This window comes from Vibrio rhizosphaerae, assembly GCF_024347095.1.
GTDB lineage: Bacteria > Pseudomonadota > Gammaproteobacteria > Enterobacterales > Vibrionaceae > Vibrio > Vibrio rhizosphaerae.
Genome location: NZ_AP024903.1, coordinates 188,542 through 213,490, shown reverse-complemented (window position 1 = coordinate 213,490; position 24,949 = coordinate 188,542). Strand labels below are relative to the sequence as shown.

Annotated in this window: 22 protein-coding genes; 7 read left to right on the top strand and 15 right to left on the bottom strand. The window is 36.3% G+C overall.

Annotation, left to right across the window (positions count from 1 at the left end):
• Nucleotides 1-197 precede the first annotated feature (197 nt).
• From OCV37_RS00910 to cysN, 5 genes are read left to right on the top strand one after another with little or no spacing between them, the layout of a single operon-like run.
• Nucleotides 198-1,928, top strand: a complete 1,731-nt coding sequence (locus OCV37_RS00910) for an SLC13 family permease (protein WP_038178823.1) — start codon at nt 198-200, stop codon at nt 1,926-1,928.
• 33 nt (nt 1,929-1,961) lie between these two features.
• Nucleotides 1,962-2,876, top strand: coding sequence for a sulfate adenylyltransferase subunit CysD (gene cysD / locus OCV37_RS00905; protein WP_038178824.1), 915 nt, complete (start codon nt 1,962-1,964; stop codon nt 2,874-2,876).
• Nucleotides 2,876-3,514: an adenylyl-sulfate kinase gene (cysC, locus tag OCV37_RS00900; protein ID WP_038178825.1), complete on the top strand. Its 639-nt coding sequence runs from the start codon at nt 2,876-2,878 to the stop codon at nt 3,512-3,514. Before cysD ends, cysC begins: the two co-directional genes overlap by 1 nt.
• 2 nt (nt 3,515-3,516) lie before the next feature.
• Complete coding sequence (locus OCV37_RS00895; RefSeq protein WP_038178826.1) at nt 3,517-4,485, top strand: hypothetical protein; 969 nt, start codon at nt 3,517-3,519, stop codon at nt 4,483-4,485.
• Nucleotides 4,486-4,527: 42 nt separating this feature from the next.
• Nucleotides 4,528-5,937 carry a sulfate adenylyltransferase subunit CysN gene (gene cysN, locus OCV37_RS00890; protein ID WP_038178827.1) on the top strand — a complete coding sequence of 470 codons (1,410 nt, stop codon included), beginning with the start codon at nt 4,528-4,530 and terminating at the stop codon, nt 5,935-5,937.
• Between the two features lie 28 nt (nt 5,938-5,965).
• On the opposite strand, the gene OCV37_RS00885 is transcribed toward cysN, so the two are convergent.
• Together OCV37_RS00885 and OCV37_RS00880 are read right to left on the bottom strand one after the other, a co-directional pair.
• Nucleotides 5,966-6,514 (bottom strand): sugar transferase, encoded by a 549-nt coding sequence (locus tag OCV37_RS00885; protein WP_038178829.1) that lies wholly within the window; start codon nt 6,512-6,514, stop codon nt 5,966-5,968.
• Entirely contained in the window at nt 6,511-7,461 is a 951-nt protein-coding gene (locus OCV37_RS00880; protein WP_038178831.1) for an NAD-dependent epimerase/dehydratase family protein, read from the bottom strand. Before OCV37_RS00880 ends, OCV37_RS00885 begins: the two co-directional genes overlap by 4 nt.
• Nucleotides 7,462-7,657: 196 nt before the next feature.
• Here OCV37_RS00880 and OCV37_RS00875 point away from each other — a divergent pair, with 196 nt between their 5' ends.
• Entirely contained in the window at nt 7,658-9,535 is a 1,878-nt protein-coding gene (locus tag OCV37_RS00875; RefSeq protein WP_038178834.1) for a polysaccharide biosynthesis protein, read from the top strand.
• Nucleotides 9,532-10,275, top strand: coding sequence for a glycosyltransferase (locus tag OCV37_RS00870; RefSeq protein ID WP_038178836.1), 744 nt, complete (start codon nt 9,532-9,534; stop codon nt 10,273-10,275). The genes OCV37_RS00875 and OCV37_RS00870 overlap by 4 nt, the downstream gene beginning before the upstream one ends.
• 172 nt (nt 10,276-10,447) lie before the next feature.
• Here OCV37_RS00870 and rffA read toward each other — a convergent pair whose 3' ends face one another.
• The 13 genes from rffA to OCV37_RS00805 all read right to left on the bottom strand — a co-directional run bounded on the left by rffA (nt 10,448) and on the right by OCV37_RS00805 (nt 24,941).
• Nucleotides 10,448-11,590 (bottom strand): dTDP-4-amino-4,6-dideoxygalactose transaminase, encoded by a 1,143-nt coding sequence (gene rffA / locus OCV37_RS00865; protein ID WP_038178838.1) that lies wholly within the window; start codon nt 11,588-11,590, stop codon nt 10,448-10,450.
• Nucleotides 11,583-13,892 carry a hypothetical protein gene (locus OCV37_RS00860; RefSeq protein ID WP_157634884.1) on the bottom strand — a complete coding sequence of 770 codons (2,310 nt, stop codon included), beginning with the start codon at nt 13,890-13,892 and terminating at the stop codon, nt 11,583-11,585. The genes rffA and OCV37_RS00860 overlap by 8 nt, the downstream gene beginning before the upstream one ends.
• Nucleotides 13,893-13,898: 6 nt before the next feature.
• The gene (locus OCV37_RS00855; RefSeq protein ID WP_038178841.1) at nt 13,899-14,273 is read right to left on the bottom strand and encodes an EamA family transporter; all 375 of its coding nucleotides are present in this window, start codon (nt 14,271-14,273) and stop codon (nt 13,899-13,901) included.
• A 4-nt stretch (nt 14,274-14,277) separates the two neighbouring features.
• A complete protein-coding gene (locus OCV37_RS00850) occupies nt 14,278-15,252 on the bottom strand; it encodes a glycosyltransferase family 2 protein (RefSeq protein ID WP_211252034.1) in 975 nt (324 codons plus the stop codon).
• 64 nt (nt 15,253-15,316) lie between these two features.
• Nucleotides 15,317-16,720 carry an AMP-binding protein gene (locus OCV37_RS00845; RefSeq protein WP_038178844.1) on the bottom strand — a complete coding sequence of 468 codons (1,404 nt, stop codon included), beginning with the start codon at nt 16,718-16,720 and terminating at the stop codon, nt 15,317-15,319.
• 6 nt (nt 16,721-16,726) lie between these two features.
• On the bottom strand, nt 16,727-17,761 hold the full coding sequence (locus OCV37_RS00840) for an N-acetylneuraminate synthase family protein (RefSeq protein ID WP_051680359.1): 1,035 nt from the start codon (nt 17,759-17,761) through the stop codon (nt 16,727-16,729).
• 16 nt (nt 17,762-17,777) lie between these two features.
• On the bottom strand, nt 17,778-19,562 hold the full coding sequence (locus tag OCV37_RS00835) for a thiamine pyrophosphate-binding protein (protein ID WP_038178845.1): 1,785 nt from the start codon (nt 19,560-19,562) through the stop codon (nt 17,778-17,780).
• Between the two features lie 7 nt (nt 19,563-19,569).
• The gene (locus OCV37_RS00830) at nt 19,570-20,043 is read right to left on the bottom strand and encodes a 3-hydroxyacyl-ACP dehydratase FabZ family protein (RefSeq protein WP_038178847.1); all 474 of its coding nucleotides are present in this window, start codon (nt 20,041-20,043) and stop codon (nt 19,570-19,572) included.
• 2 nt (nt 20,044-20,045) lie between these two features.
• Nucleotides 20,046-20,282, bottom strand: coding sequence for an acyl carrier protein (locus OCV37_RS00825; protein ID WP_038178849.1), 237 nt, complete (start codon nt 20,280-20,282; stop codon nt 20,046-20,048).
• 58 nt (nt 20,283-20,340) lie between these two features.
• Nucleotides 20,341-21,066 (bottom strand): hypothetical protein, encoded by a 726-nt coding sequence (locus OCV37_RS00820; protein WP_038178850.1) that lies wholly within the window; start codon nt 21,064-21,066, stop codon nt 20,341-20,343.
• A gap of 11 nt (nt 21,067-21,077) precedes the next feature.
• Entirely contained in the window at nt 21,078-22,289 is a 1,212-nt protein-coding gene (locus OCV37_RS00815) for an acyl-CoA reductase (protein ID WP_038178851.1), read from the bottom strand.
• Complete coding sequence (locus tag OCV37_RS00810; protein WP_038178853.1) at nt 22,270-23,352, bottom strand: LuxE/PaaK family acyltransferase; 1,083 nt, start codon at nt 23,350-23,352, stop codon at nt 22,270-22,272. The genes OCV37_RS00815 and OCV37_RS00810 overlap by 20 nt, the downstream gene beginning before the upstream one ends.
• 56 nt (nt 23,353-23,408) lie before the next feature.
• Nucleotides 23,409-24,941: a hypothetical protein gene (locus OCV37_RS00805; protein WP_038178854.1), complete on the bottom strand. Its 1,533-nt coding sequence runs from the start codon at nt 24,939-24,941 to the stop codon at nt 23,409-23,411.
• Nucleotides 24,942-24,949: the final 8 nt, after the last annotated feature.

Here is a 24,949-nt window from a genome sequence, read left to right as displayed (position 1 = left end):
CATCTTAATGAAAGAAAATGTTTATTTTTCCACCTCAACAGAATTGATAGTAGGTAGACAAACGAAAGGTCTCAGTATATAACTAACTGATATATAGATAATATGTTTATCTCATTTCTGTTTGGTTGAAATGAATTCACATTGATAGATACGATAGAACTCTCAACAGAGTTCACTCCGATGAAGACTCAGAAACCATGTTACTCATAAATAGTTCGACCATAGTATTGATAGCATTTTTTCTGACCATCCTTGGCTTAATCCGCTACCAATTATATCCTGAGCGAGTTTTTGGTGCGTTACTTCTGTTCTTATATACAAGCAATTTGGTTTCCAGTGAGCAAGTCATCGCCAGCTTTGCTAATCCAGGCCTACTAACTCTAATCCTCTTAATACTCTGTTCCCTTGCTTTGGAAAAGACCAAGATACTTAGAGTTATCGCAAATTATGTCATCAAACCTGGGTATTACGTCACTTGGTTTAGATTATATGTAGTTACAACGATTTCTTCAGCATTTCTCAATAACACTGCAGTCGTGTCAACGATGCTGTCTCCGATTCGTAATAACCCTCATCACATGGCTAGCAAACTGTTAATTCCATTGTCATATTCAGCAATTCTAGGCGGAACTCTCACCCTGATTGGCACTTCAACTAACTTAATTGTAAATAGTATGGTTATCGATCAAGGTCTCCCCGGGCTAGGTTTCTTTGATTTTACACTGGTAAGCAGTGTTCTCGTTTTATCATGTGGCTTCACCCTGTTGTTATGTTCTCGCTGGCTCCCCGAAAAAGCGGCCTATCACACCATAGCGTCAGACTATTTTATTGATATTTCTGTTCATCCGGATTCCCACCTCATCGGAAAATCCATTGAGAAAAATGGATTACGCAATTTGGAGTCACTATTTTTAGTAGAGATTCTACGGAGAAACAGACTGATCTCACCAGTCGCTCCACATGAAATCATTGAATCTGGAGACCGTCTTATATTTAGTGGTGATATTAAAAAAGTCACTCAACTGACACAATTTGATGGTCTTAGCTCCTTTGCCGACCAGAATGGTCTACCGTTGGATAATTTAACTGAAGTCATTATCCGTCCGGATAGTATATTAGTTGGACAAAACCTGAAGGAAGTTGGGTTTAGAGCCTTATTTGATGCCGCAGTTGTTGGCATTCGCAGAGACGGTGAGAAACTCTCAGGAAAGTTAGGTGATGTCTCACTTCACTCTGGGGATTATCTAATTCTAGCAATTGGCGATGACTTCAAGTCGCGTCGGAATATTAGTAAGAATTTCTATCAGGTAAGTGGTGTAACAACCGAACAGTACTTGCATGGAAAGCAAGAGAAATTAACAATTATTGGATTTATTACAGCTATCACTCTCGCTGCAATTGGTATCGTTTCTTTATTCAAAAGCTTGCTTATCTTCCTGAGTTTGTTACTTTTCTGTGGATGCTTGAATCCAAACGAAATCATACAGAGATTCCCCAAAAACATCTGGCTGATTATTGCAACAGCTATCCTTCTTTCTCAGACAATCAGCCAGTCCGCTGATTTTCTCGAATTAGGTTTGTGGGTACAAAAGCACCACTCGATTTTTACCCCTTTCATCGGATTACTGCTAATCTATGGAATCACTTGGATTTTAACAGAATTAATAACGAACAATGCTGCAGCAGCTTTGAGCTTTCCAATAGCATATGGTCTTGCAACCAACATGGGCGTTGACCCCAAAGCATACATCTTGGCAGTTGCTTTTGGCGCTAGTGCTAGTTTTATCAGTCCTTACAGCTATCAAACGAACCTTATGGTTTACAGTGCCGGGCAATACCGGCTCGTCGATTTTGTTCGTATGGGCTTGCCGGTCAGTCTCATGTATGGCGTTGTTGTCATCGGATGTATTACAATTTTTTATTTGTAGTTATGCCTATTCATTTTATCAAGGGACATAGAAATGACACTTTCTCCTGAACGTATGACCCATTTGAAACAGCTAGAAGCTGAATCAATACATATCATGCGAGAAGTCGCAGCTGAATTTGATAATCCTGTAATGCTGTATTCCGTCGGTAAAGACTCTTCCGTCATGCTGCATCTTGCCCAGAAAGCATTTTCCCCAGCGGTTCCGCCTTTCCCTCTGATGCATGTTGATACAACATGGAAATTTAAGGAAATGATCCAGTTCCGTGACTACATGGCAAATAAACTTGGCATGAAATTGATTGTCCATCAAAATCCTGAAGGGTTAGCCATCAAAATCAACCCTTTTATCCACGGGAGCTCGAAGCATACCGACATCATGAAAACCCAAGGATTAAAACAGGCACTCGATAAATACAACTTCGATGCCGCGTTTGGAGGAGCCCGACGCGACGAAGAAAAATCCAGAGCGAAAGAACGTGTCTATTCATTTCGGGATGAACACCACCATTGGGATCCGAAAAACCAGCGCCCAGAATTGTGGAATATCTACAACGGCCGGATAAATAAAGGGGAGAGTATTCGTGTATTTCCCTTATCGAATTGGACAGAACTAGATATCTGGCAATATATATATCTGGAACAAATTGAAATTCCCAGTCTTTATTTCGCGCAAAAACGGCCGGTCGTTGAACGGGATGGCATGTTAATTATGGTTGATGATGAACGTATGGCGTTAAAGGAAGGAGAAGTAATAGAAGAAAAAATGGTACGCTTCAGAACATTAGGCTGCTACCCCCTCACTGGAGCGATCGAATCCAAAGCAACCACGCTTCCTGATATTATTCAGGAGATGCTTTTAACAACGACTTCAGAAAGGCAAGGGAGAGCTATTGATCATGACAGCTCAGGCTCAATGGAAAAGAAAAAACGTGAAGGATACTTCTGATGAGTTCTTCTGGTAAACATCAAGAGCAACATGATGTATATCATAATGTCGTGTGGCATTGTTCATCGATAACACAATCGGATCGCATTAAGCAGAAAAATCAAAAGCCTGTCGTACTATGGTTTACCGGATTAAGTGGTTCAGGGAAGTCAAGCATTGCAAATGCAGTAGAAGTACGCTTGTTTCAGCAAGGAAAGCATAGTTACCTGCTCGATGGCGATAATATACGCCACGGACTGAACAAAGATTTAAGTTTTAACGATACTGATCGGGTAGAAAACATCCGTCGTATTGGTGAAGTAGCAAGATTGTTTGTTGACTCAGGCTTGATTGTACTGACCGCATTTATTTCTCCATTTGCCACAGAGCGCCAACAAGTCAGAGCACTGTTTCCAGAAACACAATTTCTGGAAATTTACATTGATACCCCACTGACAGTCTGTGAAGCCAGAGATCCGAAAAGCCTCTACAAAAAAGCTCGTACTGGTGTTATCAAAAACTTTACGGGTATCGATTCTGAGTACCAGCCACCGCTTCATCCAGAAATTCATATCAAAACAGAAAAAAAATCAATTGAAGCCTGTGCTGAGGAAATTATCGAAAAGCTGCAACAACTCGGTTACCTCGAAGGAGAGTAATAATGCATTATGACATATTTAACGGGGATGCCGACGGCATTATCGCCCTGCTACAACTACGCCTTGCAACCCCTAAGCAAAGTCAGTTAATTACTGGCGTAAAAAGAGATATCAAGTTACTCAATCATGTTGTGACAGCTGGTGATGCAACATCCGTAACAGCACTTGATATATCCATGGAAAAAAACACCGCGCCATTACAAAAGTTACTCAATCAGGGAATAAACGTATTTTATTGCGACCATCACCGCTGTGGTGAAATACCTCAATCACCATACTTAGAAACACTCATTAATCTTGATTCCGAGGTCTGTACCAGTCTACTCATCAATCAAAGGTTAAATGGTCAATTCGTCACGTGGGCTATTGCAGCCACTTTTGGGGATAATCTTCATCAACGTGCACAATCCATCGCGGAAAACGCAGGTTTAAATCAAGAAGACACGAATTATCTTTGTGAACTGGGAACACTCATCAACTATAACAGTTATGGTGCAAGTCTTGATGATTTGCATATTCCCCCAACAAAGCTTTTCCAGCAGTTACTAAATTATCCGGATCCGTTCATGCTTAGGGAAGATCCCAAATCCCCCTATTATCAGTTACAAAAGGGCTATGCATACGATAATTCCAAAATTACAGGTATAACACCAGTCGCAGAAAATATGGTTTGTCGAGTATTTGAACTACCGAGTGAAGCTTGGGCCCGCCGTATCAGTGGTGTTTTCAGCAATGAGCTAACTAACCAGTCGCCAAAACTGGCCCATGCGGTACTGACTCTCAATGAAAACCAAAAAAATTATACTGTCAGTGTTCGAGCGCCATTGAGAAACCGGATGGGGGCTGATGAGGTATGCTGTCAATTTGCCACAGGAGGAGGAAGGAAGGCTGCTGCTGGAATTAATGCGCTTCCTCTGGATGAGAAAATGCACTTTATCGATGTGCTTACCCATTATTACCAACAGAATTGAATCAAAACTATTGCTGAATAGTTTGATAAAGAGGAAGAGACGATGGCGCACTCATCGGAATTGATTGAAAAAGATATTGAAGCTTATCTTAAAGTTCACGAAAACAAAGACATGTTACGCTTTTTGACTTGTGGTAATGTCGACGACGGCAAATCGACATTAATTGGCCGACTGCTATACGACAGTAAGCTTATCTATGAAGATCAGATGGCTGCCATTGAAAAAGATTCACAGAAATTTAATACAACAGATCAATCATTTGATTTAGCACTTCTGGTTGATGGACTCCAGTCAGAAAGGGAACAAGGCATCACCATTGATGTTGCTTATCGTTACTTTTCGACCGATAAACGTAAATTTATCATCGCAGACACACCTGGACATGAGCAATATACGCGTAATATGGTTACAGGCGCATCGACATGTGCTCTTGCAATTGTCATGGTAGATGCTCGTCATGGCATTCAGACCCAAACTCGTCGCCACAGTTATATATGCAGTTTATTAGGTATTAAACATGTTATTGTTGCTATAAATAAAATGGACTTAATAGACTATAATCAAGAGGTTTATAAAAGAATAAAAACTGATTATCGAGATATGGCTAAGCACCTCAACATTGATGATGTCCGCTTTGTCCCAATTTCTGCATTACTTGGAGATAATGTAGTCGTCCCCAGCCAAAACATGGACTGGTACCCCGGGGCAACATTGATGAAGTTATTGGAAACGGTAAAAATCGATCAAGATAAAGATTTGGAGCATATGCGCTTTCCAGTTCAGTATGTAAATCGAGCTAATCTCAATTTTCGAGGATTTTGTGGCACACTAGCATCAGGACTGTTACAAGTTGGAGATGAAATCACAACTCTGCCATCTGGAAAAACCTCTAGGATTAAATCAATTTACACATATGACGGGGAATTAGAATCAGCGCGACCAGGGCAAGCATTAACATTAACTCTTGAAGATGAAATTGATATTTCCCGTGGTGATATGTTGGTGCATACGGGCCATGGACCTGCAATTACAAAACAGTTTAATGCCAATGTCGTGTGGATGAGTGAGACACCACTGAGAACTCATAAGGAATATATATTCAAATTTACCACCAAATCCTGTACAGGAAAAATCTCTGGAATCCCATATAAAATCGATGTCAACACATTGGAACAACACGCAGAAAACAGTGAATCTATGGAGCTCAACGAGATTGCATTAGCAACAGTGAAGTTGACGACGGGTATCGCCATCGATAAATACCAACTTCTTCCTCAAACGGGTTCATTTATTATCATCGACCGACATAATAATGCCACAGTGGGAGCGGGAATGGTCGAAAACGTCTCTCCCCAATCCACAGAAGATATACGGTTTTATACGCAGGCCGATAAAGATCTTAACGCTTACATTCGCAAGCACTATCCCGAATGGGGTTGTATCAAAATTTAAGCAAGCACACACCGGGTTAAGTAAGTACTTACTTAACCCGATCGCCTGAACCTTTACCCACTAGGGTCTGGAAAATATAAACGAAATAGTTGCGAATGGTCATGGTCTGAACCATTTTCTGGTCCAATTCAGCAAGCAGCTCAGGCGTAGACATATCAACCTCATTCACTTGCGCCAATCCGGTAATACCGGGAAGCACGTCAAAAACGCCCCGTTTTTCTCTTGCTTCTATCAACTCTTCCTGATTAAACAAACAAGGTCTTGGCCCGACTAAACTCATCTCGCCTTTCAGTACATTGATCAGTTGCGGTAACTCGTCGATTTTGGTTTTTCTTAAAAATGCCCCCAATTTTGTCACAGAAGTCGCACCGACCAGATGTGTCGCAACAGACTGAGTACTCGGTGGCATCGTTCTGAACTTAATCAAGGTAAATGGCTTTTGCCGCCGGCCGACCCGGGTTTGGGTAAAAATGGGGCTCTTTGTATCAAAATATCCCAAAATACAAACACACAACATCACCGGCCACAAAGTCACAAGCCCCAGTAATGCAAAAACAAAATCCAGTAATCTAATCATTGTTGCTCTTTCTGCTGTTGATATGCCAGAACCGTGTGTCTGAGACCATCCTCCAGTGAGACTGGCGGGGACCAACCCAACTTCTCTTTTGTTGCACGAATATCAAGTTGCAGAGGATAACATAACCTCTGGCCAATCGCCCGTTTACCCAATAGCGACAGTCCCCATAATAGCAACCGGGGGGGGACTGGTATCAAACGAGACGGCACATTCATCACTTTCGCTAAAAGGCGTAAGAGCTGGGGAATTGAGATATCATGATCATCGGAAACAAGAAATGTGTTTCCCGCAGCAACCGGATGGGTACAACACGTGATAATGAGATCAGCCAGATTATCCAGATAGACCAGACTCCTTTTGGCCGGAATCGCGCCGAATGGCAGAGGTAAGGACCGAGAAACCCAGTTCATCATCGACAAGAAATTCGCTTTGACTCCCGGACCGTAAACCAGTGGCGGACGAATCACAACAACTTCCAGCCCTGTCTCATCGGCTAATTGCCATAATCCGACTTCTGCCTGATATTTGCTCACTCCATAAGGGTCTTCTGGTTGCGCATCGAATGTCGGCAAAAAAGGTTGCCCGTTTTTTGTCCATTCACCGTTGACCTTAATGGAACTGATAAAAATAAATCGTTTCACACCCGCGTTGACAGCCTGACGCGCCAAATTGAGTGTACCAAGTACATTCGCATCCTGATAAGCATGTTGCGCTTCTTCGGGAGATTCATTCATTTGGTGCACTCTGGCAGCACAATGCACCACACAGTCAACGTCCATAAGAGCTGACGACCAATCGGTATTCGACTCTAATGCACAAACAATCGATGGTTGCCGAGAAAGATCTGCTGTTCTACCATGTGTCAAAACATCCCAGCCCTGATTACAGGCCATTTGTGTGACGCGTCTTCCAACAAAACCAGAACTACCAGTAACTAAAACTTTCATCAATTTCCCACAACATCAAGATGCTCAAAAAGCAACCTAACAACACCGATAACCACCAATAATCTGAAGTTTACAATTGATCCAGATGAAGTGTAAGACTTAAACTAGACTATCGGTGCTCAAGAACAAAAATATATAACCGATAATAAGACATAAACCTTCCATCTCTTAATGAGATCAATTGGGCATAAAAGCAATGTTTACTCCGATTCAACTACTATTCCAAACCAAACGCCGAAATAAACGTATCATTAGTGTTTTTTATGATATTTTTGCTGTACTGATATCATTATTGTTTGCCATGGTTCTACGTCTTGATGGTTTTCATTTCACTTTAGGATATAGGGAAGGACTTTGTGTTTTAGCAACAATCATTGTCACTTTAATCACTTTCGTTCGATTTGGGATGTATCGTGCTGTGCTTCGCTATATGATGCTTCCAGCAATCGGACATATATTTTTAGCTGTATTTCTGTCTTCACTCACACTCTCACTCAGTGGCTTTTTCTTTCAGGCATTCATTCCCAGAAGTGTCCCATTTATCTATGCTGGTTTAGCCATTCTGACTCTGGGAGGGCCCAGGATCCTGATCAGAACGATTTATTACTATGATTACAAACGACATAAGCCAAATGTCTTCATATATGGTGCCGGTGCAACTGGCAGAGATCTGGCTTATGCCCTGATACAGGGTGATGAATATCATCCTGTTATCTTACTGGATGATGATCCGACTAAAACCGGACAAATTATGTTTGGTATCAGAGTTCATCATAGCAATGAATTTGAACGGTTAAAGTCTCTCTATCAACCGATAAAACTGCTACTTGCGATCAATAATATCAGCAAAGGAGAACGATTACGGCTGTTGGAAAAACTCTCTCACTGGCCGATTGAAGTTCAGTCCGTACCGAGTGTCGAGGATATTGCCACCGGTAAAGCAAGGGCAACTGACGTCAGAGATCTGGATCTGTTTGATTTGCTCGGACGAGCACCTGTTGACCCTGACCCCACGTTATTGTCTAAAAATATCACTGGTAAAAGTGTGATGGTTACCGGTGCCGGTGGTTCCATTGGTTCAGAGCTCTGCCGACAGATTTTGGCACAAAACCCAGCGACATTAATCCTATTCGAACTCAATGAATACAACCTATACAAAGTTGACCAAGAGCTACAATCAGTAAAAACACGAAAAAATCTAGAAACAATAATTGTAACAGCACTTGGCTCGGTTCAAAGACAAAACCGTGTATTGAAGCTTATGCAGGCCCACAATGTAGAAACGGTTTATCATGCCGCAGCCTACAAGCATGTTCCGATTGTTGAAAATAATATTGTCGAGGGAATTCGTAATAATGTCTTTGGCACATTGTCTTGTGCAAATGCAGCAATTGAGGCTGGTGTAAAAAACTTTACATTAGTCTCTACCGACAAAGCCGTTCGCCCGACCAACATTATGGGAGCCAGCAAGAGAATGGCCGAGCTTGTGTTACAAGCACTTGCCGATAAAGAAACAGATACAACATTTACTATGGTCCGCTTTGGCAATGTATTGGGCTCTTCAGGCTCTGTTGTCCCCCTGTTTAAAAAGCAAATCCGTCAAGGTGGACCAGTTACAGTGACACATCCAGACATCATTCGTTATTTCATGCTCATTCCTGAAGCTGCACAGCTGGTTATTCAGGCAAGTGCTATGGGACACAATGGACAAGTGTTTGTATTAGATATGGGAGATCCAGTAAAAATATTGGATCTGGCAAAACGGATGATTCACTTAATGGGAATGAAAGAATATTACGACGGGAAAGTAGATGAAGGGGATATCGAAATCCGTTTTACAGGACTACGTCCCGGTGAGAAATTATATGAAGAATTATTGATTGGTGAAAATGTTGAAGGAACTAGTCATAAAAAAATCATGACAGCAAGTGAGAATAAGCTGTCATGGGAAAACATGAATAAATTAGTCGATGCACTTGATATTTGTTGCCATAATTTTGATATTAACTGCATTAAAAATATTCTTTTTGAAGCTCCTACTGGTTATAACCCTAAAAATGAGTCGCGCTCATGACACTCTACATATCAGTTATCAATCATAATCATGATAGTATGATTATTGACAACAATATCCTCGGGGAATTATCAAAAAATCATAAAGTCATATTAAAATCTAACACTCCTTCGACTCAAGCACTGAAAGAATATTGTGTAAATTCAGATGTTGAGCTAATAGAAGGAAGGGAATGCAAAGGTTTTGGTGCAAATAATAATGAGGTTTTTTATTATGCTACAAATCAAATGAACATGAATATAGATGATTTTTTCTTAGTCCTAAACCCAGATGTATGCATTAGTAATGAGGCATTAGATAATTTGATTCAGTTTGCCAAACAGTATAAAAGTGACATATCTACAATTAACTTGTACAAAGATAAAAACTATACTATTTATGATAACTCTATTCGAAAGTATCCAAGTTTTTTGAACCCAATAAAATCACTTCTAAATATAAATAGAAATGATTACTATGATAAGTCATTAATAAAACAACCAACAAGTATTGATTGGGCTGCAGGTTCATTTCTATTATTTACAGTCAAGTGTTATAAGCATTTAAATGGCTTTAATGAAAATTACTTTATGTATTTTGAAGATGTTGATATTTGTACTCGTGCAAATAAGAATAAGTTTAGAATTTTATATTATCCTGATGTTAAAGCCATTCATTATGCAGCTCATCAAAATAGAAAAATTTTCTCAAAAAATTTCATATGGTACATTTCCAGTCTAATGAGATATCACTTCATCTAAACTAATACCAATAGTATATAATAGGAAAAATCAGATCGAAAATATAAAATTTCAAAAATCTAATTCCCCCTATTAATAGAAATATTTCGATATATTTTTAACTATAGCTCTTATAGTACAATTGTTTCAAAAATGATATGTATTGAATAAAGATAGTTTTGTGGCTGAAATTTTAAGAAAATTTATCCAATACAGAAACCACTCGCTCCTGTTGCTCTGTTGTTAAACCAACCCATAATGGGAGTCTAATGATCTTTTCTGACAATGAGTTTGTATTATTCATAGAACCAGAAGTTGTTCCACAATTCTGACCAGCAGGGGAAGAGTGAAGAGGAACATAATGAAAAACAGCAGAAATGCCATGATTTCTAAAGCTATCTAAAACCGACTGCCGGTCCACATCTTCATTTAACAATATATAATACATATGAGCATTATGCTCACATTCATTAGGAATGATAGGACGTCTCAAGAGACCTTGTTTCTCATAAGGTGCTAGCAAGTTATGATAATGCTCCCAGCTAGACAATCTATTCTGGGTAATTGATAAAGCTTCTTCCAACTGTGCCCAAAGAAAAGCTGCAATGATTTCACCAGGCAAAAAAGAGGAACCGATATGCTGCCAAGTATACTTATCTACCTCACCTCTAAAAAATTGACTCCGATTTGTCCCTTTTTCACGTATAATTTCAGCTTGGAGAGACATCTCAGGGTCATTTATAAGCAAAGCGCCTCCTTCACCGGAGATTACATTTTTTGTTTCATGAAAACTATAAGCACCTAAATCACCAATACTCCCAAGAGCCCTTCCCTTATACTTAGACATGACCCCCTGAGCTGCATCTTCAATTACTTTCAAGTTATGCTTTCTTGCGATATTCATGATAGTGTCCATTTCACAAGCAACACCAGCATAGTGCACAACCACAATTGCTTTTGTCTTAGAAGTAATTGCTGATTCAATTAGCATCTCATCAATATTTAATGTATCGCTTCTAATATCAACAAATACAGGAACACCACCTCGAAGAACAAAAGCATTCGCAGTAGAAACAAAAGTATAAGAAGGCATGATGATTTCATCACCAGGCTGTATATCTAACAATAAAGCGGTCATCTCTAAAGAAGCTGTACATGAATGTGTTAGAAGTGCTTTCTCACACGTTGTATGTTCTTCAAGCCATCTATGACATTTTTTTGTAAATGGACCATCACCCGCTAATGCACCGTTAAAATGAGCATTAGAGATATAGTAAAGCTCCTTCCCGGTCATATATGGCCAGTTAAATGGTATATTTTTATTAGATTTATCCATGCCTTCCTCTAAAATATTTTTTATATAACAATAATGAAACCAACAACAGAAACAGTACTCCCCAAAAGGCATGTACTACCCAACTATAAGTCACATAAGGCTTGAATTTAAGTCTTATTTGTTTCACACCCTTAGGAATTAGTACCCCTTGAAAAACATGATTAACAATCAATGTCTTTGCTGGTAACCAACCTTGAGATGTTTTTAACTCTGCAACCCAGTCTCGATGATATTTTTGGCTCAATATAAATATAGATTCTGCATTGTATGTTTCCACTTTGTATTCTAATAAATCATCATACAATAACTGAACTTTAGGTTTGAAAATTTTATGATGAGAGTCTTTTAAATGAGTTATGCTAACATCATTGTCAGTTATTACAATATCTTTATCTACTATAACTTGGATAGAACGTCCCATTCTTGAATCTGAATTAACTTTATAGACGTATAAATCAGACATGTGATCAATATAGCTGAGATTCGGACTATCTAACTTATCTCTACTCAGAATCATTCCTATATTACTCATCCAAAAATAGTCACTACTATAATCAGGATTTATAAATTTATTTATTCTACCATAAGTAATTGAGCTTCCACCTAACTCTTTAATAAGATAATGATACTTATCAGAAGACAGACTATTATAACTATGAATAGAGTTAATCCCTACAATCACATTAATATTTGGTGGTAAAAGATTAACATTAGAAGAAATAATTGCCAGATTACTATTTCCTATATTATTTTGAATTATTTTTATTAAATCAGATGTCATAATAATTTCATCAAGCTTTTTATGAAACACTTTAGCAGGAGAAAAAATAAACACCAATATCAACAAAACGGCAGTAATAGAGCAGGTGTAATACTCTTTATAGCTACGAAAGGTAATCATTGAAAAAATTATAACAAGAGCCATAAAAATAACTTTTGTATAATATATCTTTAACGATAAGTGAACACCATAAAATACACCTAAAAATAAGAAAAGCAATGAAATAGACCCAGCAACATACAATGCTCTTTTTATTCTATTAAAATCTTTATATTTTAACAGTGCATCCACACTAAATGCCATAATAATTATAATAGGAAGAAGAAGCGTAGCTAAAGGATTGCTCCTTGATAAATTAAAACCTAGGAAATCAACACCTAACACATATAACGATGGTATAAAAGTAAACATGATGGCTATAATAATAAAAGCCCACCAATAATATGAATAACCATTCAAAGATTTAAATGAAAACATGCAAGAAAAAATCAACATAAACAAACTAAATAATGTGGTACTTAGTCCATCATAATGTAGAGGATAAGGTAGTTGAATAGTGTTCCCATAAATTTCTGGTATGAAGGAAAGAATCAAGAATTTGACGAATTCCCAAACACCATGAAAATCAGGTAAAGTTTTGGTAAAGAAAGAAACGTCAGGAGAGACTCTAGCTGATTGCGATAAATTATATGCTAAATCTAAGTAAACAGGAGCAGCACAAATAGCACCAACAATTATAGCAGAACCGCCCCAATAAAAAGTCAATCGAAAATCTTTAATGGACTTTCGATAAATTTTATACATTAATAAAGTGCTATAGCCTCCAATCAAATACATATGAAATACTATCGGCTGAGGATATCCTGTCATTAATAAGCTATAGCACCCAAATGATAACCCTAACCATCCCCAAGCATCTCTCTTTTTATAGATGCGCTGAATTGCCCATAGTATACAAGCAGACCAACACCATACTGATAAAAACATGGGGAAAGTAAGCCAATACATGAAGGGAGGAGAAAAAGTTAAGCAAACAGCAGCTACTAGCCCCGACAATGGAGCTAAATTACATTCTCTACAAAATAAAAGAATAAATATACCAGATAAATAAGCAATAGATAATGACAATATTGTTATATATATATATGCATTATCAACGAATTTGGAAATAATTAAACTTAGAACATATGCAGGGCTAAAACCGGAGAGATGGTATAAAGGTCTTCCCAGTTCATTCTTATTTGTCCATAGACTTAACCATCCAGAATGTTTACCTTTTAAAAAACCAGTTATTTCAGGGATAAAAACACTAGAAAAATCACTAAACTTCCGATTCTCTTTTAAATTGATAACTTGAGTATTACTGGCAAGTTCTTCTGCTTGATAGTGAGGAGAAATGACCTCTCCATCTAGCCAAAAATATCTTGTAAAAATCAAAAAAATTATTGTGAACAGTAATAAGCAATATCGATATTTACTTATATTAAAAGAGTGAAATAGCCTAAAATTACTATATAACAAAAATATTTATCCTTTTGCAGCAACAATAGTTCCAATCACGATAAGTGCAACCCCAACAACATTATTTAAAGAAATCGGTTCATCAAGAACAATGTAACTAAGTAAAATAACAATAACAAAATTCAAACTCATAAATGGATATGCATAGCTTAAGTCAAATTTTGTCATTGTCGCCATCCATGCCAGGGATGCTAAGAAGGCCGCTAGAAAACCAGAAAAGATACCTGGATCAAATAGTAATAAAATTAAGAACTTCAGTTTTTCAAAAAAATCAGCAGGAAGTGCACCATACTTTGATATTCGAACTTTTAATATAAGTTGACCATATACAGTGAAAAAAATCGTTGCGAATATGTAAAAATAATCAAAAATTTTTACCATTATATTATTTTCCGGCAGTATTAATATCAATGCTTAATTCTTTATCAGCATTATTTGTGCTTGATCTCTCTATATCAGATATAATATATAGAGGCCTTCTTTTTGTTTCATCAAATGTTTTACCCAAATAAAGACCAAGTAAGCCAAAATTTGCCATTATCATACCTGATGTAAAAAATATAGAGACGACAACACTTGTCCACCCCTCTACCACATCACCTAAATACCATTTAATACAGAGAAAAACACCAAATAGAAAGGATAGAAGAGAAAAAATAAATCCAATTTTTATTCCTATCTTTAATGGTCTGTTAGTTTCTGAAATAATATTATCAATAGCAAATTCTAGTAATTTACTGAATGTATAGGAACTTTTTCCTTCTGGTCTAGCAGAATGTTGAATGTCAATATCTTGCCGATTAAACCCTAACCAGCTAATAAAATAACTATAAGGACGATTTTGTTCAGGCATTGTATTGTAACTATCAATAACCTTTCTAGATATAATACTAAAATTAGCAACCGCAGGGTCTGTCGTAAATCCAGTTAAGTAGTTAAATAACCGATAGTACAAGTTGGCAGTGAATTTTTTAAAGAAAGAGTCTTGTCGTACAGCTCGTCTTCCAAATACAACATCATATCCTTCTTGTGCTTTCGCTACTAACTTTAGTATCTCCTCCGGAACATCTTGAAGATCACAGTCCATAACAATCGCATAATCACCAGAACAATAATTTAATCCAGCCGCAATAGCTCTATGTTGACCAAAATTCCGAGAAAGATTCATACCAACAACATTACGATTTCCTTGTTTAATAATATTTGATATAACACTCCAAGAGCCTTTAGGGCAAGCATCATTAACAAGAATAATTTCAAAATCAGTTGTAATAGAAGTTAATACTTTGCTTAGTCTGGATACGAGTTCTTCCAAAATATTTGGAGCACCATATACAGGTATAATAACACTAATATTCATTAGGTATAAATTTTCCATCTAAATAATTATTATAAAAAATAATATGTCTCATATCATCTCTATACTAAACTAATGTTCTAAGATTTTGATAGTTTACCTTCCCATTAGGAAGTATTGGGATTGACTCTAAAGCTATTATTTTCACACCAGCACGTTTCACGTCTGTAACTTCTGATAGATATTTTAATAATTTTTCATTTTCGATTATACCTTCATGGAATATAATTAAAAAGTCATCAAAATCTACACACGCTAGCTTATTAGAAGTGAATCTCATTTGAATTAGATGTTCAATCTCATCAAGGTTAATACGTAAACCAAAATGCTTTAAAATTCTTTTTAAACGTCCTTTAATATAAAAATAATTATCTTCATCAAAGCAGGCTAAATCTCCAGTTTTCAAATAACCATTCCATTGATTAGGGAGATATAAATCTTCTCTACATTCAGCATAGCCAAGACATACATTATGTCCTATATAAACGAGCTCTCCACAATCACCTGCACGCTCTATAACATTACCAGAGTGGTCTATTATCTGAAAACGACCATCAGGAATCGCGATGCCAATACTACCAATTTTTCTTAAGCAGTGTTCAGGAGGAAGATAAGACATTCTTGTGGTTGCTTCAGTCTGTCCATACATGACAAAGAGATCTTTCCCATTTGCGTCACAATATTGAGCGATTTTGCTTTGGAGATGTTCATTTAATTTACCACCGGCCTGTAATATTTTCTTAAGATGTGGTAGGTCGTTCCGGAATACACGAAGGCGATCCATCATTTCAAATGTATAAGGAACACCAGCTAATATAGAAATATTATAGCATCTAAATTGTTCCCAGAATTCTTTCTGTACAATAGATTTATTCGTTAATAAAATATCTCCACCAGAGAGTATCTGACAATTTATGATGGACATACCATATGTATATGTTATTGGTAAGGACGTTATTGCTACATCTTCTTCACTTAAATTCAAATATTCAGTAATAGATTTAGTATTAGAAAATATATTATTTCTTGATTGCCGAACAAATTTAGGGCTACCGGTAGAACCAGACGTTGATGCAAGTAAGCAGAGTTCTTCTGGTAATTTCTTATGCTTTTCCTTACCTAAACGAATAAGACAATAACCATATTTAGAAAAAACAATATCCTTGTTCTTATAAAGAGCTGGTACTAATCGTTCAGGTACCCAACAAAACTCTGGCTGATATTTTTTAATTATATCATCTAGATGAGAATCATGAATATCAACACCAAGTATTAAAGGAACATGTACTCCATAAGCAAAAGTCAAATACCCTAACAATCCTCCTAGGGTATTATCAACCTGACATAATACTAAAGTAGGTTCATTAATTAAATCATGAATTTCTTTACCTAATTTCATAAGATCAGAGTATAAAAATTCATTCCCATCTTCAGTAATAATTTTTGATTTACTCTCTGGAAATAAAAACATCAAAACCTACTTGCTAAATGTTTCAGGAAGTATCAAATGATCTGCTAAAACTTTTTTCGTAATTCTTTTCCCAATAACGCTCTCATAAGTGTCTGCTGGAATCCCATATCCTGGTCGCTTCAGCACAATATCGGACTCTGTTAATATTGTCCCTTCTTCTAAATCTCTTGCAGCTACAACGCTACGACGCATATTTTTGCGCTGCTCATACTCATCGTCTGTTACGATACGCTTGTATGAACCTAACGCTTTATGAACGGACTTACATTGTTCAACCAGTAACTTCATTTCTTCAGGCATAGTCGCCATCTGGTTGTCCATACCTATTTTTTGGTTATCTAAGGTAAAATGCTTTTCTATCAAGCTAGCGCCAAGAGCAATTGAAGCAGATGCGACTTCACATCCAATAGTATGATCGGAATAACCTATGGATAAACTCGGGAACCGCTCCCTCAATGAAATGATATTATTAAGATTAATCATTTCCGATTTTGCAGGATAGATTGAAACACAGTGTAGAACACATAAGTTTTGAACGCCTGCGTCAATAAGTTCGTCCACAGCAAATTCAATTTCACTAAACTCACCCATCCCTGTAGATAAAACGACTGCCGTATCAAGCTTACCAAGCTGTCTCAAAAAAAGTTTATTATTTAACTCCATTGATGCAATTTTTAGGAAATGAGGATTACACTCATTCACCAGAAACTCGGCTTCTCTTAAAGAATAAGGCGTTGAGGAAAATCCAATTCCTTTATCATCACAGTAAATAGCCAAATCTTTTAAGTCTTTTTCTGATAAACTGTACTTTTTTACAAATCGTTTAGCTATAGGATTATGCTCATAATAAGTTTTCGAATATAACGAATCTGTTGTCCACGACTGAAACTTTACACAGTCACAGCCACACTCTTTCGCTGCATTAATCATTTCTTTAGCAATAGAAACATCGCCAAAATGACTGGTGTTTAGTTCTGCAACAAAATAAGGTTCGTGTTGCCCTCCAATAAATCGTTCATTATTTAACTTAATGATAGACATAACTAATTACCTCATATTATTGATCAATTGGATCAATAATCATCTCTTCTAAGAAAGTCGCTCTATCCAAAAATGGCCACTGATCCTCTAACGGACGCCTAACGAATTTCTTGGATTCAGTTTTTGCGTAAGCAACTTCTACATATTGTTGATCTTCTAATCCCATAATCTCGCACAAGACAGGTCCTTCCATACTTAATACTGTCTGGATCCCTTGAGATAGATCAGAGGTTTTCTCGATGAAGTGGTAGTCCAAGCCAAAACATTCTGCAACATTTTTAAATTCAGGGCATGTCACACCATTGCTAGAATCAGTGCCAATTGTTCTTTTTCTAAATAGCTCTTTCTGCCTTCTTCGAATAATTGCATATGCATTATTATTGATGACAAAAATCTTAATATTGGATTTTTCTGTTGCTATTGTTTGAAGCTCTTGAAGATTCATCATAATGGAACCATCGCCAACGACAACAATAGTTGCTCTTTTGGAGCACTTTTCAATGCCTAACGCAGCAGGAACAGCAAACCCCATAGCCCCCTGAGACACAGGATGAACACAAGTCTGGTCTTTTCCAAAATCTATATTAGTTGGGAGAATGACATCAGCAAATCCAGAATCACAAACAAAAACAGCATCTTTGGGCATTTGCTCAGATAAAGAATCAGCTAAATCATACAAGTCAACACACTCCTGCTGAGTATTAACTTTATGCGTATTTTTAAACAGCTTCTTCCAATGCAAACACTTTTCTAGCCAGTGATGACTCATTGTACTAGGCTTGATTTCAACGCCTTCCAATGCTCGAAAGAATAGCTTCAAGTCAGAGTGTACAAATTGATCTATTTTTACACCATCTTTGTTATGCTCTTGTCGATCGATATCGACAACAACAATTTTTGCGTTCCGTCCAAATTTACAATAATCAGTCCCAGTAGTCATGGATGTAAGTCTAGAACCAAGCACAAGTAGATAGTCAGAATTTTGAACAGCAAAAGCACCAGCTCTGGAGCATCCCATAGAACCAATCGATCCTATCGACATCGGTTGCTTTGTACCATAAGCATCAGCAGCCGCAAATGTATAAACAACCGGGATTTTATGGATTTCTGCAAATTGAGCTAGTTCATTAGCCGTCTTTGAATGTTTAATCCCACTACCAATCATAATGACTGGCCTTTCAGCATGAGTTAAGTCACTTGCAATGGTATTAATATCATTTTCTGATGGTTGTATAAAACTCTCTGATGGCTCGTACCCAATCATTAAATCAGGTTCCACTCTCATATTCTGGATATCAAGAGGGACATCAATCCACACAGGTCCTTTCCGACCTTCTTCTGCAAGATATAGTGCTTTTTCAAGCTCATATCTAATTGAATCTGGTTCAGTTATCATCACCGAATATTTCGTGATAGATCCAACTATATCAATTATATCTGCTTCTTGTTGGCCATATGTTCGAATACCACTTTGAGTAAAACGTGTAGTTTCATTAAGTGAATTCTGACCAGAGATAAAAATAGCTGGAATTCCATCTTGCCATGCAGACAAAACACCCGTTAGTGCATTCGTTGATGCACACCCCGTAGAAACAACAGCACATCCTATCGTACCGGTCACCTCACTTGCAGCAATAGCCGCAAAAGATGCACTCTGCTCGTGATGAACAAAACAAGGCTCAAAATCATCTCGCTTAGCTATTGCATCATCAAGGAAAAGGGCACCTCGTCCCGTGACAACAAACGGTGTTTTAACACCAATAGACGCAAGCTTATCAAAAATATAGTCGGCTACACGCATCGTAGACTCACTTCTTATTGGGGATGAATTTCTCAAAGACGGAAGGAACGGAAACAGTAAATCTAGCTGAAACAGCAAACTCACCATTTACTGTACCTTCAGCAACACCTTTCGCGATACCACGCCGGAATGACTCAAGTGTCGCATTAATTATTAGAGTGTCACCAGGGACAACCTTTCGGCGGAATCTCACGCCATCCAAATCGAGAAAGTTAGTTTTACTACCTTTATACTCGTCTTTACTTAAGAAAGTCATGATAAAAGTTTGGACCAAACACTCCACGAGTATAAACCCAGGAACATTTGGATCATCTTCGTAATGAGCAGGGAAAAACCACTCATTATAAGTGAAGTTTTTCACTCCCACAGCAGACACACCAGGGACAGCTTCAATAATTTTATCAACAAATAGAAGAGGATAACGATTCTGCTGGGATGCGAGTATACCCGGGGTATCAAATGTTAATGGCTGTTGTCCCATAATTAAAAATCTACACCATATTTCTGAAGAATTTTCTGTCCTTCCTCATAGCTAGAAAAATCAGTGATATCATCAATATCCATCTCAATATCAAATTCATCCTCTAAAACCGTCATGAGATTCATATGGCCAACACTATCCCATTCATTGATGTCTTGATACTTCAAACCAACAAGGTTTTCTTGTGTTATACCGAATGTATCAATAAATGCTTGAGCGTACTTTTCTTGATTAGACATATAGTTACCTTTGGAATATTAAAGTTTTTATTTCTATTGACCTACGACCAATCGGTAGTCAGACCATTTTAGATAGGACATAATATTGTTCATGCAAGTTACATGCAATACTATAGTGTATAGAGGACGCTCCTCTATTGTTTGACGAGAAAGACGTTTTAACTGCCTTAGCGCCTTGTGAGAAAGCCTCTTGATATGCCAAATAGTTCATAAAAAAACCTATTGCATATTTCTGATATGATTCAAATATGCCAGCTAATATAGAACTCATTTTATTGTTTTTCATCGTTCCTAATACGAAAAAACCGGCATACTCATCATTAAAATTAATTCGATAGAATCGAGCTCCCCTAGCCTTCTCATCAGAAAGCCAACCTATATAGCGTCTTATAGACTTTTCGATACCCAATCCAGATTCCATAGCAATACGATCTGTTTTAAAAAGTCCTTTTCTAATTTCTGAATACAGTACTTCCACATCCTCATCAGTCATTTCAGTATATGAGATTTTTTTCATAATTCTCTGCTGTATATTGGATAACGTTGGAAGTTGATTAACTGACACAACAGTAATCATTTCAATGAAGGAAAAACCATTTGATAAAAGATCATTGCACAATTGAGGATGGCCAACAGGTACTTTCGAAACAATATAGTCTGCATGACTTTTAACACTGTCGAACCAAACATCATACAATTCAATATTATCAGCATCATTAAAAATTAATTCATACGTTTTAAGATTGAGATTTCTCTGTTCCCAATATGCATCTATAACATCCATGATAACACCCTCTATAGAATACTTATTGTTTTACTCATCTGCCGAATTAAGTCATAACCATCCCAAATTAGAGAAAAATCAGATGCCCGACCAACAGGAACAATGCGATCCACTCCTAAAGTCACACGAGTAGATAGGTTATTGAATAACTCATCAGAACTAATACCAAAGTATGTAATCGTCTGTAATTTACGGGAAATATGTTGATTCAATGCTGAGAAATCCTTGCTACTATACTCAAGAAAAAGTCCACCTGATGATGTGAAATGTTCGAAGTTATCAGGAATTTTTTTGATTGTAGTGCGATTAAAACAAACGCCAGTTGTATTATAAGAATACCCGTCTAATTCCACAGCACACATATGCTGTTTAACAAGTTTTTCAACAACCATATTGTTCTGGTTTATATACTGCTTAGCTTCACAATATTCATGAAAGGTTTTCCAAAACTTATCTTTAGCTTGATCAATTTGTACCTCAGAACCAATCCAATAAATAAGCTTAGGAGACGTACATGCATTTTGGTCAAAGAATAATGTATCATTATAAAAATCACTGGCTAATTTAGAAACATTTTCTTCACTTATAATAGCCATTGCATCCATAATACAAAATGAATAACGATCAGAAAATGTTATATCATAAGCTTTAGGTTGAAGAGCGAAACTACGAAGTAGTTTAATTGTATCATCACTACCCCAAACAACTCGAATATCACATAAACTAGTTAAATACTCTGTTATTTCATTATTGTGTTCATATTTAAATAAATGAACATAATTTTGTATTTTTTTAAACTTTCCTATATCTAAAATATCTTTTACTATTTTAGTCAAATATTCGGCTTGTTCAAATCGTCTAGAAGACATTCGAATCAAACAAACATTTCCAGATAAAAGTCCTGCGAGTAAACTATATGCAAAATTCAACGGTACATTAGACGGAGTAAAATGTAGACTGATACCCCGCCCTACCCGCTTTACTTTATGAGGAGATGAATAGTCATTCTTTAATTTATTCAGATGTCTCTTTCTACATAAAAAAGCAAATGATGCCAAATCAGGATAACTTCTCGACTCAACTGATTTCAGTACATTCTTCGATATTTCATCGAAAAAATCTAAAACAATGTCATCAAATATATTAAGAGGTGCAAGATTTAGAACATCATCAAAGTTAGAAGGGATTGTTTTAAAATTCACATTATTTTTCAGGCTTTTCATATGTATCACTACACCCTCTAAGTTCTGCATTTTTAAGACGTCCATAAATTTTAAAGTGAGTACCAGTGCGACCACAAGGACACCCATCAAGGCCGATAATTTCTCCTTCATCCTCTGTCAGCAGAGAATGGCCCGGGTAGGAGCTGGGAAGAATGGAGAAAACTTGTATAATCCCTTTGTGATGAGGAGGTAATACGCTAAGATCTCTAGTACTTCGAACAAGAACATCGTTAAAAATAGACGTATGCATATGACCATATTCACATTCAATAAATATTGAACCTGTTTGTTCAACCATGCCATAATAATTATGAACATTTCTAAGGGAGAAATTTTTATTTAATATATCTCTAAAATGCTCTTCACTCACAGAGTGCTCAACTAATTTTTTCCAGCCTCCACCGTGAAATAATATTCCTTTGGATAAGTCAATATCAATATGAAGATCGATTAACTGCTTAACAAAATGTAACCATATAATGTAGGTAAACCCAAACAGAAAAATAGGGGTAGATTCATACTTTCTCAGAAAACTTAAAATGCCATCTACATTCAATGTCATATCATCATTCAATGCAAAGACTTTTTCCCTAGCAAATATAGAGAATCCTAATATCCCAGCACCTCTAGCAGAAAAATTAGCTCTATCTCTCAATACAGATGGAGAATCAATTATGAGCATTGGCATTCTTTTTTTCCCAATAAAGGAATTAACCGAAGCAGATAATACCTTTGTCTGTTGAGACGCAGTTTCTTTATTTAGGAATATTTTAGAGACTCTCTGACCAGTCGTACCTGAAGAGGTCATAACTTTAAAAACATCCTCATCAGAAATACTCTTAAGATCATATTCTTTAAATAATTGAACCGGAATATAAGGAATCTGCTCGATAGATTTACAAGAGTGTATATCAAAATGCATTGACTGAAGAATTTTACTATATTCAGTGCAATGTTTTTTGTGAAAATCTGTTAACTCCATAAATTTATCAAATTGAAAATTAATTTTTTTATCAATATGCGTAAAAAATGGATTCATATTTATTATTTCATCAAATTTCATAGAAATCTATAAATTCCTTACAATAGCTCTCATGATCATAATTTAAAGCAGGGAGATCATTTATGTTTAAATATACTATAATGTTCATAAGCACTATGATCTATTTCTTCAAAATTATTTACTATATAATCATATAGTAATGGATGTGTGTTTTTAAATCTGAATTTGTCTTGTCCATCCAAAGGATAATCATATATAAAAACAAAACCAACATCTTTTGCTTTGATTTTTTCTATCTCTCTATTTTCAAATACAGCATCACGAGGAAATAATGAATATATTTCCCAAATAGGAGATACTTGATCTAACAAGGCGTAGGCACCAGGCCAGAAAGGAACAATGAGTGAAGTTCCTCTTTCTGAAGAATAATTTTTTTTGAGTTTTTTTAATAAGGATATATCACTAGCAACATATTTATTAACATAAATGTTATCACCTTGTATATTGACACTAGAGCATACATCTTTGCATTGCCAATATGGTTTGTACTTATACATAATCCAGATACTAACAACACAGACTACTACAACTAAAATCCACCTGAATCTTTCTGATAATCTATTGATATAGCAGAGAATACCGAGTAAGAAAGGAAAAATACTTTGAGCTAAATGAGGAATATCCGCTCTAGAAAGATAAAAGTGACAATAAAGTATTGTAAGTAATACTGTAGCAACAAGAAATGGCTTAACAGGCTTATTTTTTATTATTGCTAGTACTATATATACAATCCCTCCAATACCATAAAGGATCATTCCTGTAAGAAATAAACTAACAAAAACTTCTCTAATAGAATCACTTACTGACAAGTTACCAAGATTTAATGTCCATATCCACGGGATGGGTAAAGGTATATTTGTCCGTCCTAATTGAATTAAAAATAGAATACTATCCCAGAATGCATTATAAAAATCAGAAACAAACAATATCATGAAAATCATTGGAGAATAACCAACGATTACTCCCAAGCCGAATATAAATAGTGATTTGATTATATTAAATTCGTCTTTATATATAATAGCGACCCAAATAATAGATAGAATACTTGCTATTAATCCATAGAAACCGTGATTTCGACCAAAAAAAGCTATCAGTCCTAGAAAAATACCACTTATAAATATCTTTTTTATATGAGGTGAAGTTAATAAATAGACCAAATTAGCTACAAGAAAAATAGACAAAACAACATCAAAAATTTTATGTCTTGGGTGCATCCAAAAAGATGCTATCACTGCAGAAACAATTAAGAATAAGAAGCCGGTATTTTTATTAGGTCTAGATTTTGAAATTAATAATAAAAAGCAGAACATTCCAAAAAATTGAAATACAGCAATAGATAACCTTAACGTTATTAATCCAGTATTGTCCAATAAATACATGAAGAAAGCAGACCAATAATATCGTCCAGGATCATATGCCATAAAATCTCTTAATGGAACTTGCCCCAAATAGGTTTGCTTTGCACCATACCAAAGATACCCTTCATCCCAAAGGCTGAATTCTTTATTATGTTGAAAATAAAACAATAACATTACAAACAAAAACGAAATTATAAATATTTTAATTATGCTATCTTTATTTATATCCATAATAAATA

Excerpts from the sequence above, each read along its gene's own strand:
- OCV37_RS00910 (WP_038178823.1), top strand. The coding sequence starts at position 198 with ATGTTACTCATAAATAGTTCGACCATAGTATTGATAGCATTTTTTCTG.
- cysD (WP_038178824.1), top strand. The coding sequence starts at position 1,962 with ATGACACTTTCTCCTGAACGTATGACCCATTTGAAACAGCTAGAAGCT.
- cysC (WP_038178825.1), top strand. The coding sequence starts at position 2,876 with ATGAGTTCTTCTGGTAAACATCAAGAGCAACATGATGTATATCATAAT.
- OCV37_RS00895 (WP_038178826.1), top strand. The coding sequence starts at position 3,517 with ATGCATTATGACATATTTAACGGGGATGCCGACGGCATTATCGCCCTG.
- cysN (WP_038178827.1), top strand. The coding sequence starts at position 4,528 with ATGGCGCACTCATCGGAATTGATTGAAAAAGATATTGAAGCTTATCTT.
- OCV37_RS00885 (WP_038178829.1), bottom strand. The coding sequence starts at position 6,514 with ATGATTAGATTACTGGATTTTGTTTTTGCATTACTGGGGCTTGTGACT.
- OCV37_RS00880 (WP_038178831.1), bottom strand. The coding sequence starts at position 7,461 with ATGAAAGTTTTAGTTACTGGTAGTTCTGGTTTTGTTGGAAGACGCGTC.
- OCV37_RS00875 (WP_038178834.1), top strand. The coding sequence starts at position 7,658 with ATGTTTACTCCGATTCAACTACTATTCCAAACCAAACGCCGAAATAAA.
- OCV37_RS00870 (WP_038178836.1), top strand. The coding sequence starts at position 9,532 with ATGACACTCTACATATCAGTTATCAATCATAATCATGATAGTATGATT.
- rffA (WP_038178838.1), bottom strand. The coding sequence starts at position 11,590 with ATGGATAAATCTAATAAAAATATACCATTTAACTGGCCATATATGACC.
- OCV37_RS00855 (WP_038178841.1), bottom strand. The coding sequence starts at position 14,273 with ATGGTAAAAATTTTTGATTATTTTTACATATTCGCAACGATTTTTTTC.
- OCV37_RS00850 (WP_211252034.1), bottom strand. The coding sequence starts at position 15,252 with ATGAATATTAGTGTTATTATACCTGTATATGGTGCTCCAAATATTTTG.
- OCV37_RS00845 (WP_038178844.1), bottom strand. The coding sequence starts at position 16,720 with ATGTTTTTATTTCCAGAGAGTAAATCAAAAATTATTACTGAAGATGGG.
- OCV37_RS00840 (WP_051680359.1), bottom strand. The coding sequence starts at position 17,761 with ATGTCTATCATTAAGTTAAATAATGAACGATTTATTGGAGGGCAACAC.
- OCV37_RS00835 (WP_038178845.1), bottom strand. The coding sequence starts at position 19,562 with ATGCGTGTAGCCGACTATATTTTTGATAAGCTTGCGTCTATTGGTGTT.
- OCV37_RS00830 (WP_038178847.1), bottom strand. The coding sequence starts at position 20,043 with ATGGGACAACAGCCATTAACATTTGATACCCCGGGTATACTCGCATCC.
- OCV37_RS00825 (WP_038178849.1), bottom strand. The coding sequence starts at position 20,282 with ATGTCTAATCAAGAAAAGTACGCTCAAGCATTTATTGATACATTCGGT.
- OCV37_RS00820 (WP_038178850.1), bottom strand. The coding sequence starts at position 21,066 with ATGGATGTTATAGATGCATATTGGGAACAGAGAAATCTCAATCTTAAA.
- OCV37_RS00815 (WP_038178851.1), bottom strand. The coding sequence starts at position 22,289 with ATGAAAAGCCTGAAAAATAATGTGAATTTTAAAACAATCCCTTCTAAC.
- OCV37_RS00810 (WP_038178853.1), bottom strand. The coding sequence starts at position 23,352 with ATGAAATTTGATGAAATAATAAATATGAATCCATTTTTTACGCATATT.
- OCV37_RS00805 (WP_038178854.1), bottom strand. The coding sequence starts at position 24,941 with ATGGATATAAATAAAGATAGCATAATTAAAATATTTATAATTTCGTTT.